This is a genomic window from Legionella sp. PC1000, from assembly GCF_014109805.1.
GTDB lineage: Bacteria > Pseudomonadota > Gammaproteobacteria > Legionellales > Legionellaceae > Legionella > Legionella resiliens.
Window position 1 is genome coordinate 3,824,064 of record NZ_CP059400.1, and the last position, 12,426, is coordinate 3,836,489.

Sequence of the window (12,426 nt, forward strand, 5' to 3'; positions counted from 1 at the left end):
ATTTTCTGAGGTTCCTACACTTGCCAAAATTATTCGAAATTTTGCTGTTAATCGGTCGACCGATCCGGCAAGTTAATTTTAATTCCCCGTAAAATTTACGGGTTATCATCAGTTGGGTCTGTGCATATAATGACCATTATTTCGAGAATAAAATTTTAGGAAAGTATGATGGCCAATGAGCATAAAAAAACTAAAAACAGTAAACAATCTGAAGATAGTAGTCAAAATACCCTTAAGCTTTCAGAGCGCAGATCATTACTTACCTATCATTTTCAAGCAGATGAATTGGAAAGTTTTAAAAACCAATTCTATAAGTATATGGAGGGAATAGAAAAGGGGCGTTTACCTGCAAGTAAAAAACAAACCTTTACAGCATATTTTTTAAGTGCCCTTGCTATAATCGATCCAGTAGAGTTTCTCGATAATGAAGAACCATTCGCCTTTGCTCGCTTTTCTTCAACTTCTGAATCATACACATTAAAAAAACTGTTTATGATACCAAATTCTACATCCCCCAAAGGCCATCTTGATAAACTAAATCGTGTGAAAGAAAAAAAATATCTTGGGTTGTTAGCTGATCTCTATGAGCAATATGGCAGTAAATATGAAGGAAAAAGAAGCAGATATACTAAATCTCATTTTTACTATTGTCTTGCTATAAGTGCGATTTATCGAAATAACTATGAAGCAATCTTAAAGTTTAATGATCTTTTTAGTGCACATATTAATAAAAAAGAAATCTCAGATTTTTTTAATCATATCATGCAAGAGATATTCAAGGATAAAAATCCGGACTTACTGAAAGGGAAAAGAAAAATTGAGGCTTTGAGACAATTGGCATCTAAAACTAATTTTACAACAATATTTACAGATAGATCTCTTAGTGATGCCTCTAAATGTTTTGGAGAAATTAATTGGGGTGAGATGCTAATTAATAATTTAAGCTTCCTTACCAATAGTTCTGAGCCAACAATACAGATATTTAACCAAATTCTTACTCATTACAGTGGCGACCATAATTTTTATCTTGCCCTAATTCAAACATTAAAAACATTTCGTACTGATGCTTCTAAAAAAGAAGTTATAAACCCGTTATTAGTTAATTTTTTTAATAACCTAATTAAAGTTACTGATATTCTTGAATTTTACGATTATTTAATGTGCGTTTATAAAATTGAAAGCACAACGGATCAGCCTTTAATTTTTTCACATATTATTGATTTTATCCGAATAAAACAAACCGCTCCCGAAATTGATTCTTTATTAATCAAAAAACTAAAGGAACTCAGAAAAGACCCTGCAAATAAAGAAGCGACAGATGAACTAGTAACTACTTTTTTTAATGCAATGATTCATTGTTCTAATGTGTCCACTTTTGAAACCTATCTTGAAGATTTATATGAAATGGACAACCCAAAAGATCAAGAGTTAATTTTCACTCATGTTCTTAAATTTTTAAGAGCGTTAAAAAGTGACAACGGTAATCATGGTAAAGTTGATAGTTCTCTTATAGATGAATTCGAAACAAACTGGATGGGCCGTTTACAGACGATCTTAAGTCAAACAACCGATGAAAAAATACTTGCACCACTCATAGGATCTCTGGCAACAGCGAATTTTAATACTCCTTATCAACGTGAACCTACGCCAGCTACATTGATGCCATCACGTACACACCAAACAGCACCATTTTTTTTACGACCAAATGGATTAGTACCAACAACAGCGCCTGTATTGCGAGAAACACCACAAACTACTCATGCTGCTAATCCATCAAGCTTAAAGTTACATCAATTCTTAACTACAGATGGGAGGTATGGCCCCTACTATGCGCCCAAACTCAATGAGAACTCTCCTAACGGGACTCTCTCTCTTGCAGAAATTGCAAGTCACTCACAAAATATTCACTTAACCCCTATGGAGCATTCTTGTTGGGTGATTGCTAAATATCTTAAGGAAAAATATTTAAGCAGGCTATCTCAACCATCACAGTTTACTAAGGATTTCCACGATTATATTTTAAATAAAGCGAGAAATTTACACGTTAAGCAGCTTTATTCTTCGAAAATAATAAGTGAACATACTAAATTCAAGGACTTATCATTAGAGGATTTTACCCAGCTGAGTGAAGTTTTTCTCCCAACTAAGATCTTGGGTAATCTGTTTCATAGTAATCCTTATTCAGCTCTAGTTGCTAATTATCCTTTAGCAAATGAGAATAAATATTATACTGCCCTTAGATTTATATATTATGCTCGCGATCATCGTGTTTTTAAAACATTCACTAAGCCTTGTTACAACAGTTTTACAGCACTTCAATCTATTACATTAATCTGCTGCGCTATTAATGACCCCACTTACAAGCGTAGCCAAGAACAGATAGAGGATCTCTATGAGATAGTAATCACTGGTATGTGTCACTCATTAAGAGAATATAGTGATAAAGATGACAAAAATTCAGATGATGCTACGAGATGTGCCCCGGGAATGATAGAAGCCGTTCTTTTGTCTTTAGCAGGAGCCACTGATGATCCTAATCTTGATTATCAAACAATTACTATTGATACCCTTGTGGCCAGATTTAAAGATTTTTATAGAGAACAATTTAGTGCACTAACGGAGGAGGCTCAAAAGAAATACACCAGGGTTGATGATGATTATGAATATCTTTCCAGGGACTTCTTAAATCTTCATAGAAAGGAATTTAATGTCTTAGTAGCGATGTATGTTAAAGATAAACATTTTACTCAAGCTCAAATTGATGCTTATTTAGATTCTGAATATTGGGAGATAAAAGATTTTAAAAAAACAGATACATTGCCTATGGACATTACTCCTACCACTATTGCTCCTCAAAAAGTTGATGAAAACAGTTCAAATAAAGCAGCGCATTTACACTTTTTTAGAACTCCTAAACTACGTGCTCAGACAACAAGCGCATCTATGGAAAGTTCTGAAGATAAATTTAAAGAATCGTCCAAACCCGCTAATTATAAGACCGCTACTACTCAAGAGAAACTAGATGAGTTTAATAATATTATTAACGAAATAGTTTTTTCTGATATTCCATCCAAAGCTTTAGTAGAAACCTTAATATCCTTACTTAAATCTGGAATTGATGTGGATGCAGTTCTTACTGAAAAGGGGCAAACTGCATTACATTTGGCTGTGATTCATAATAAATCGGATTTGGTTGGTTGTCTTTTAGATCATGGTGCCGACAAGGATGCACAAGATTCTGATCTTAAAACGCCACGAGATTATTATAATGAAGATCCCAAAGCTCATGTTGATATGATGATGTATTTTAGTATTGAAGAGAACAAGTCTGTTTCACTGTGACCTTGCTTAGTGTGTTTCCAGTTGCCTCATAGATGCATCTGCATATGATCTTTTCCGATTTTTTTTCTAAAAAATATGGAGAAAAGCATAAACTGGATGAAACGAATACAATTTTTTAACTAAATGAAAACAACATGTTGAATGGTTACAGAGGGTTTTAAATATGAAAAGTCCGATTTATACACGTATCCTGACTTACACCGAATTTACTTCCATCGAAAATATTTTGTATAATAATAGGTCAATTGTTTTATGAACAAAGAAACATGAAAAATAAAATTGCTATCAGCAACGAGTTCCTCATCCAACGTATCGGTCAGGGTATTAAGCTAATAAAGCCAAACCCGAAGGCTCATCATTTTAAAGAACACGCTCACTACACAGTCGCGGATTTTCTCGAACAGCCTTTTAACATTTGGTTCAGTAATTCTGAAAGTGCTTTTGCTACTGTAAATGATGAATGTGCGAATATATGCGGATTGGATTCTGTGCAAGCATCCGTTGGCAAAAGGCCAGTTGACTTTATGGTAAAGAAACAAGCCGTTATCGCTACCCAGCATGATGAAAATATAATGATAAAAAAGAAGTTAGAAGTTACTGAATTTGACCTTATTCTCGTTGATGGGTCTTCTCATCAATGTCTTCTCTTCAAACTCCCTTGGTATAATGAAGAAAATAAAATAATTGGCACCTTTGGATGCGGAAGTATTATTGGCAAGCATAACCTAGCCGAATTTTTATCTAAATTAATTGGCCTTGGTTTATTGAATATGAATGAAACTGGCGTTACTAAAACTAACTTTCTGTCTAAAAATGACAATGCTTTTCCTTGTTTTTCTCAACGCGAATCGCAATGTTTGCACCTAACTGTCCGAGGTAAACCAGCAAAGCAAGTCGCTAGCGAATTAGGAATTTCGCAACGAACAGTTGAGGAGTATCTGAATAATATCAAATTTAAATTAGGTGTTTCCTCCAAAGCAGAACTAATTGATAAGGCACTCAATTATTTTTTATGAATTAGATAAATGAAAAAATATTACACCCAGTGATTTACATTTAAAGTTACAAAAGCGATCTCTTACGGACCAGCTTGCTCTGTGCTGGTGTATGATGTTAATTCGTACAATTAGACCCTTACTGATTTTACGATTAACTAGGCCTTATGGGAGCGGATTCAACATCCCTTTTTATCCATCAACTAATTTGTATACGTGTAAAAAAAAATTCCATGAACTCTATCTGTGGGCAATGAACGAAATCCATTATTTTTTCTATTATTCTATGACGGGGCATGGTTCATTACATTGGAGTAGCCGGTAAAATATTGCGAACTAAACGCTTGCATATTAGCTGATTGGTCATAACCTGCCCGGCTGCAAATCCCAAAGAACATCAGATCGTTATTTATGGAATTAAACAGCTCATTAGGGCCAAGATTTTCTTTAAAGCCAGAGGCTCTAGGACTAAGTTTATATGTGGGTGTCGATCCCGTTCATTACTCCGGCTTAAATGATTCACCAGAATATTCATCAGACTCCTCTTCTTCAGAATCTGCGTTATAATCCCAATTTTCCCATATATCTCCAATATAAAACTCTTCTTTTAAGGCATCATATTGCCCTCGTAAGACACTATACACTTTATCAAAATATTCAGGGTTTAACTCGATGTATTTTTCTCTATCACTTTCAAATTGATCCCATTTGATTGAACCGACCTCATCACTAAACTCTTCTAAATAGTTATGTAAATTAGCTGCGAGCCTATAGTCGTCAAACTCGAAATCAGCATTATTGGTTAAAATATGTTGAATCATGAGTTTTGTTTTTAATTGCAATATCTCCACTTTTAACTGACAAATTTCTTTGAGCACTGCAGTATTATCCTTTAGGAAAAGATTAGTAAAGTTGGTGAGGAGGCCCTCAACAGTACTATGTATTTTTTCTTTTTCTTTTAATAGCTGTGAATTGAGCTCATTATTTAATATTTCCTTATAAGAGGTTTCGATATGAGACATATCCTTCCTTAATTCTTTACTGACCACCTTATAAATATCAAACACCTTCTTATGAGAAGGATTAATAAAAAACCGGTTCGAATACGACATATATACTCCGAAAGTACAACTATATTATCTAATTATACAATATGAAAATTAAATAGACATTGATGATGGATTATATTTTATGATTCGTGTCCTAGAGGGTCAGGCCTTGAATTGTGAATTATCAATTAGGAGTTGATGAATCTATTGACGATCCGAATCAAATAGATTAAAAATATGCTAAGGAAAAAGATATAGTCCAACATGGCAAGATCACTACGGATAGAATTTCCAGGAGCATTGTATCATATCACCTCAAGGGGTGATGGGCAGGAGCGCATCTACATTTCAGATGAAGATCGAAATTTATTTTTAGACACTCTTTCGGAGATATGTTTAAGGTGTACATGGGTATGTTATGCATACTGTCTCATGGATAATCACTATCATTTGTTAATAGAGACTCCAGCTGGCAATTTAAGTAAAGGTATGCAGTTACTTAATGGTGTCTATACTCAAAAATTTAATCGAATACACAATCGTGTGGGGCACGTTTTTCAAGGACGCTTCAAAGCAATATTAGTTGATAAAGATATTTATTTTCTTGAGTTATCAAGATACATTGTATTAAATCCTGTACGCGCAAAAATGGTTGCTTCACCGCATGAATGGAAATGGAGTAGTTACCTGGCAACAATATTAAAAGAGTCGAAACCAAATTGGTTGTATGTAGATAAAATCCTTTGTCTATTTAGTGAAGATGTTTCCTCAGCCATTCGGAAATACCAAGAGTTTGTAACTGATGGAGTAAGGAGTAAGTCTCCATGGAGTAATTTAAAAAAACAAATTTATTTAGGCAGTGATGAGTTTATTAAAGAGATGTTGAAAAAAATTGACCCTCAAATGAATCTAATAGATATCCCCAAAACTCAATATAAAACAGAGAAATACACTTTAAAGCAAATAGAGCAAAAGGCAGGCTCAAGAAATGAAGGGATTCTCGTTGCATACAAAAGCGGACAATTTAGTTTAAAAGAAATTGGGGATTATTTTGGTTTGCATTATTCTACTGTAAGTAAAATAGTTAAAAAATTATGACCATAGATTTGTAAATTCAAAATTCAAGGCCTGACCCTGAGTGATCGACACTTTTAAAAAACCACACTAAAATCGGGGAAATCATCGATAATTTTACGAATAGATGCATTTTCTATTTTCACTTTGTCTTTGAGTATAATTCTACACCCGAGGTAAAACAGCGAAAGGATGCGCATATTCTTTATTGAGTTGGCCTGATATTGTCTATGTATATTTATTTTCTCAGCCACCCATCCAACAATCCAGGCAAGAAAAGCTGAGAGCATTGCTATTAAGAAAAAAATATTTAAGCGATAAATATGTTGTGTATTTACATGCTCAAAGCCAAAGCCATATTTAGTTGATTTTAGATCCCTAAATCCCTCTTCAATCTGCATTCGAAGACTATAGATTTCTACAACTTTGATTGCTGTTTTACTGTTAATAAGAAGCGAACTAACTAGTAACCACGGTTCTCTATTAGACTTCGCATGCTTTTTTGATTGATTTGTTTGTTTAATCTGTCCCCGTTTACTCTTGTTTTTTCTCCCCAATGCTTTCCCTTTGTAACGATAAAGCGTAGTTTTAAATCCGTGGTCTTTGCAAAGCTCAACATCTCCTAAAAGCGTTGGTGTAGCTGTTGCAGCTTTATGTAAACCTGTGATTGGTGACCATGTTGAGCTATTTTGTAAGCGATAATATTTATTGCCTCTAATGCGCCCAACGTAATCCCAACCCAGTCCCTGAACAGCCTTAAACCAGGGGGTAGCAAATCCAGCATCCGTAATAATAATCGGCTTTACCTCAGCATCTAATATCAGTTTAAGCTTCATTAAAAATCGAATATGTACTTTCGGATTGGTATATTTTTTTTCTGGATGAACCTCTTCATAGATGGTCAGTGCTCGTCCTGAAGCAACCAAGGCAGCTCTTAAAACATTGTGTGACTGATTAGGGATTGTTGACCAGTCCACAATAATTAAGGGCTTTAAAGCTCCACCGACTATTAATCGACAAATGGTATCATAAATGGGGAGCCTATCATTTTGTAGTTTTTTATTTCCTAGAAACCGATCAACCCGTCTTATTGAACTTCGCTCTTGTGCATCAGTTATTAATGCGCGACCAAGCCCGGTTAGACTAAAAAATTTAGCATGAAATAGCGATTCAACTAATACGGAAAGTGTTTTTAAGCGTGATTTGCGCATGACTTTTGTTAAATATGTGGCTAGAATTGCGGTCACCTGCATCTTAGTGCTCCTTATGAAATCTGTCGTCGAAAAACAGTCATAATATGCATTAAGATATGCAGGTCAATTCATTTCTACTCGTTGTAATTTATTGTTTACATTTTCTTTTTTAAAAGTGTCGATCACTCAGGGCCTGACCCCTAGATGATGCTATGAAAAATGATAATTTATCCCAACTCTAACACTCCCAATAGAAGTAGTAAGAGCAGTATTCACAGCAACACTTCCCCAAAGAACAGCTGGTGTTTCAGCACTATTGTGTTGTGCAAGTACAGCAGGCGCGCTCAAATTATTCAAACGATAGTAAGTATAATCAATCTTTGCACTCCAATTGGGCTTAAATAACCATTCCACTCCTGCACCCGCCGTCCATCCGGGGAGAGTCTTGCTTAAGTTATTTTGAATGGCAATAGCCGGAAAAACTGTTGGCCCTAATGATTCATTAGCTGTCCAAGCTGTATTCAATTCAATATTACCATAAGCAAAACCTCCTGTGCCGTAGATTAAAAACGTTGGATGATACAGGTAGCCTAAACGAGCACTCACGCTACCTAAATAATTAATCTTTTGTTTAACAGCCAGAGACCCTACATAATACTCATCAAAATCCGCTAAATTGGCCACTTTTTGCAAGGCATAGATATGATCTGGATCGATTAAACAATCAAAACTGATATCGAGACCCAGTAAAACTTTTGTGCTCTGTTGATGATTGTAGCCAACTTGACCTCCTCCTAAGAATCCATTGGAATGCAACGAAAAATTGTTAGTAGCCACTTGAGCTAATGCACTTGCAATATTACTAGCCCCTAATGGAAATGTTTGATTGATATAACTAGTGGAACCGGTCGTGGCAACTTTATTGGCTTGAGAACTCCAGTACCCTGCGTTAGCGCCAAGATAAAATCCAGTCCAATTGGGCTCTGGGCTAATTGCCCCCATGTTGCCAGAAAATGTAAAATTGCTGGCAGCAGTCATCATTAAAGAAAGCGCTATTTTTTTCATAACTGTTCTTAGCAAACTCCATTTTCGATTAGCCCAAAATAGGGGCTCAAGATCCTGTTAAAATTGTGCCAAAAATTGTGGGACACTCATATTGGTACCAGGTAAATTATTATAGAAAACATCACCCGGCTTAACAGGTATCATATAAGACCAGTGGGTTAAACCACTGACACCGTTTTGCCCACTATTCATTTGCATGATGAAAGAACATTGACTACTACTTTTCACTCGCAAGGCACCTATACCATTGACGAGATCCGTTCTTGATGAGGTACCTGAATAAAAAGTGATGTAGACCTTTCCTTCGGAAGTCACAGAGCCTATTAAATATCTTTGAGATAATATACTGTTATTTATAGAGGTATAGGATTGTCCAGTAAAATATCCTTGATTATAACTGGAAATGACCCAAACCGTTTGGTCACTAACTGGAGTAAAATTAGCATTATCATAGAGATAGGCAAGCAATGTTTGTGGAGGAACTATCCATGTGGAATTTTTAAAACAGTATTGGTAGGGATCCGCTGTACCCAATGATTCATTTGATTCAACTGCCGTAGAATGAGGTACTACTGGATTACCAATTGCATGCGATACTGATAATAAATTTGATAGTACGATAGCGATTAAAATTTTATAACTCATTAATTATCCTTAAAAATTTTGATAGCGTCCCATGAGATTCTAGCTTACTTAAATTGTGCCAATCAAACCAAATTTTTCTTTCACTTGAGTTCTCTAATCCCAATAGACTTAGTTTTTTAAAATGTGTGCTTTAAGGCTTGAGCCATCAGGAAAATGGATTTAACTCGTTGATCTACAAGGGTTTATGATGGTCTTTGGTGGTGAGGACTAGAGGGTCAGGCCTTGAATTGTGAATGATCAATTAGAAGTTGATGAATCTATTGACGATCCGAATCAAATAAAATAGATATAGATAAAGTATGCTAAGGAAAAAGATATAGTCCTACATAGCAAGAGCAATTTAGTTTAAAAGAAATTGGGGATTATTTTGGTTTGCATTATTCTACTGTAAGTAAAATAGTTAAAAAATTATGACCATAGATTTGTAAATTCAAAATTCAAGGCCTGACCCCTAGATGCTGCTAGATGCTGCTAAAATAGAACTCTAACTTCCTATGAAAAAATCATTTGATAAATTGGCAAATCAGATCTAACAGGCGTGATGGAAAACTCAAGTAAACTATGTTATAAACGCACCGAGATTAGGATGAGAATCGGTTTATACTACAGACTCATGAATATCCATCGTGATTTTAATAATATGGAATTGCTTTTATGACAAAAAAAACAAAAGGAAACGCTCATTGTGGGAACCTAAGCAAAACTCACCACCATGGAAAAACAACAAACCTACCCGATTCTAAGCGACATCATTTTTTCTCATCTAAATTGATGAAAAATGAACCTGAGGTTGCACCAGAAATGGAACTTGCATTAGTTGTTACAGCACTTCAAGCAGCCTTGTATAGGCCTCGCTAATATCAGATAAAAAGAAACAATTTTTTTGTGGAATAGATATTTTTAACCAAGATTTATTTTAAATTAGAGTGTCCTAGCAAGCGTAGGTCGGGTCCGTGGCCCGACATTTCTTATCCTTTCTCACCAAAATCAGCCAGACTAAATTCATCATTACATTCCCAATATTCTTAAGAATGTCTTTTTGAATAAACCGATGAATACTTGAGTATTGCTAGTCTGATAGATTTGCTACATATACATGGTTGTCTAATGTATTACACCAAGCCCTATCATTGGCAACGATTCCTTTTTGAACGCATATGTCATTCAATTAGCTATAATAAATATATTGTTGCTACAAAAAAGAAATCATGAAATTTTTTACAAAGCATCTGCGTTCTTTTTATGAAGTTACAAATAAAAAATCCGCATTGCAAATAACATCAAATATGCGGTATAGCCTGATTCATATTTTATCGATTCAGCTGATTCTAATGGCTTTGATTTTAACCATTCATACGCTTATCCTTCAATTTTGGTTGATCGTTGTCTTATTGATAATAGGAATAGTTTTGGCTGTTCTAAATCAAATTTTTTTGAAAAAGAAGAGAAACACCTATCTAAGCGGACATTTTCTGATCTTAAATACTTTTTTGGTCATCAGTTTGACATATTTTTGGGTTGGGGGACTATCAAGCTCTTATTTAGCCTGGTATCTAATCCTTCCCATGATAGGCGGTGCAATTCTTGGTATTAGGGGTTTAGTGATTTATGCCTCCCTTTCATTGATATGTATTTTCTTTTTTATCCTGTTCGAGCCTATGTCTATATACAAGGTTCCACCTAATTATTTAACTGAAATTGAACTATTCAATTTTATTACCATCCTTTTTCTGGAAGTTACCTTGTTATACAGTATATTATATGAAAATTTAAAATTTTCTTCTGAATTGATAGAACAGAACTTTCTTCTGCAAGCGGATCAGAAAAAATTCCACTATTTAGCAAGACACGATAACTTAACTAACTTACCCAATAGAACATTTTTTAATGCTTACCTAGAAAATTTACTTTCCTCCGTTAATGTTCAAACACATTCGGTGACTCTTTTATTTATGGATCTCGATCATTTTAAATACATTAATGATACTTACGGCCATCATGCGGGAGATCATGTACTTCTAAAATGTAGCAAGCGCCTACAGCACTGTCTTCGTAACAATGATTTCATAGCCCGTATAGGGGGGGATGAGTTTGTTGCCACCATTGTACATAATAAAAACGATGGTGTTCCTGATAATTTTGCTAAAAGGATTTTACAAGAATTTAATAAACCTTTTTTCATTGACAATACCAAAGTTACATGTCATCTCAGCTTAGGTGCCGCATCCTATCCTAGCGATGCGACTTCCTTGGAAGTATTATTAAAAAAAGCAGATAAAGCCATGTATGAGATGAAAATGAAAAACCGATCCAGGGAAAACTAACACGTCATTTCAGCAAGCGTAGGCGGGCCGTGACCCGGCATTTCTTATCTTTTCTCACCAAGATCAGCCAGACTAAATTCATCATTACATTCCCAATATTTCTTAAGAACATCTTGAATAAACCGATGGGTCGCATCAATGGGGTCAGGCCTTGAATTGTGAATTATCATTAGAAGTTGATGAATCTACTGACGATCCGAATCAAATAGATTAAAAGTATGCTAAGGAAAAAGACATAGTCCTAGTCCAACATGGCAAGATCACTACGGATAGAATTTCCAGGAGCATTGTATCATATCACCTCAAGGGGTGATGGGCAGGAGCGCATCTACATTCCAGATGAAGATCGAAATTTATTTTTAAACACTCTTTCGGAGATATGTTTAAGGTGTACATTTCTATTTCCTCGACTGGTAATGTGATAGAGCCCACCAGCAAACTCAATGCGCAAAGGTCTTACCATCGCTAATCCTGGACTTACTTAATTCCTTTTGAAAGAAAATTAATACATCGGGAAATAATTATCAAGAATTTCCCTGACTCGCTGTCTTATATGGATAAAGGCAAAAAGCAAGATCTGCCCCCTAGAACTGGTAAAAATAAATAATTTTCAACAGAAAATCAATAGGTTACATGATAACTCGTTTTTGTTGCTCTGCTGAAAATTCACCATTATATACACGACTTCATAGTTTTTGAATTTAGGAAGAACAGAGATATATCATTCAACTCATTTTTT

9 protein-coding genes are annotated in these 12,426 nt (G+C 35.0%); 5 read left to right on the forward strand and 4 right to left on the reverse strand.

What is annotated here, in order from left to right; genetic code table 11:
* Nucleotides 1-165 precede the first annotated feature (165 nt).
* Complete coding sequence (locus FOLKNPGA_RS18815; protein WP_220471043.1) at nt 166-3,342, forward strand: ankyrin repeat domain-containing protein; 3,177 nt, start codon at nt 166-168, stop codon at nt 3,340-3,342.
* A 266-nt stretch (nt 3,343-3,608) separates the two neighbouring features.
* The gene (locus tag FOLKNPGA_RS16790) at nt 3,609-4,358 is read left to right on the forward strand and encodes a helix-turn-helix transcriptional regulator (protein ID WP_182350966.1); all 750 of its coding nucleotides are present in this window, start codon (nt 3,609-3,611) and stop codon (nt 4,356-4,358) included.
* 479 nt (nt 4,359-4,837) lie between these two features.
* Here the strand turns inward: FOLKNPGA_RS16790 and FOLKNPGA_RS16795 are convergent, their stop codons facing one another.
* The gene (locus FOLKNPGA_RS16795) at nt 4,838-5,449 is read right to left on the reverse strand and encodes a hypothetical protein (RefSeq protein ID WP_182350967.1); all 612 of its coding nucleotides are present in this window, start codon (nt 5,447-5,449) and stop codon (nt 4,838-4,840) included.
* A gap of 201 nt (nt 5,450-5,650) precedes the next feature.
* Between FOLKNPGA_RS16795 and FOLKNPGA_RS16800 the strand changes: the two genes are divergently transcribed.
* Nucleotides 5,651-6,484, forward strand: a complete 834-nt coding sequence (locus FOLKNPGA_RS16800; protein WP_182350968.1) for a transposase — start codon at nt 5,651-5,653, stop codon at nt 6,482-6,484.
* Nucleotides 6,485-6,537: 53 nt separating this feature from the next.
* Here the strand turns inward: FOLKNPGA_RS16800 and FOLKNPGA_RS16805 are convergent, their stop codons facing one another.
* The 3 genes from FOLKNPGA_RS16805 to FOLKNPGA_RS16815 all read right to left on the reverse strand — a co-directional run bounded on the left by FOLKNPGA_RS16805 (nt 6,538) and on the right by FOLKNPGA_RS16815 (nt 9,363).
* Nucleotides 6,538-7,713 (reverse strand): IS4 family transposase, encoded by a 1,176-nt coding sequence (locus tag FOLKNPGA_RS16805; RefSeq protein ID WP_182350969.1) that lies wholly within the window; start codon nt 7,711-7,713, stop codon nt 6,538-6,540.
* 150 nt (nt 7,714-7,863) lie between these two features.
* Nucleotides 7,864-8,718 (reverse strand): outer membrane protein, encoded by an 855-nt coding sequence (locus tag FOLKNPGA_RS16810; RefSeq protein WP_182350970.1) that lies wholly within the window; start codon nt 8,716-8,718, stop codon nt 7,864-7,866.
* A gap of 57 nt (nt 8,719-8,775) precedes the next feature.
* Nucleotides 8,776-9,363 carry a hypothetical protein gene (locus FOLKNPGA_RS16815; RefSeq protein ID WP_182350971.1) on the reverse strand — a complete coding sequence of 196 codons (588 nt, stop codon included), beginning with the start codon at nt 9,361-9,363 and terminating at the stop codon, nt 8,776-8,778.
* 654 nt (nt 9,364-10,017) lie between these two features.
* Here FOLKNPGA_RS16815 and FOLKNPGA_RS16820 point away from each other — a divergent pair.
* Nucleotides 10,018-10,221 (forward strand): hypothetical protein, encoded by a 204-nt coding sequence (locus FOLKNPGA_RS16820; protein ID WP_182350972.1) that lies wholly within the window; start codon nt 10,018-10,020, stop codon nt 10,219-10,221.
* Between the two features lie 350 nt (nt 10,222-10,571).
* The gene (locus tag FOLKNPGA_RS16825) at nt 10,572-11,687 is read left to right on the forward strand and encodes a GGDEF domain-containing protein (protein ID WP_182350973.1); all 1,116 of its coding nucleotides are present in this window, start codon (nt 10,572-10,574) and stop codon (nt 11,685-11,687) included.
* The last annotated feature ends 739 nt before the right edge of the window (nt 11,688-12,426 follow it).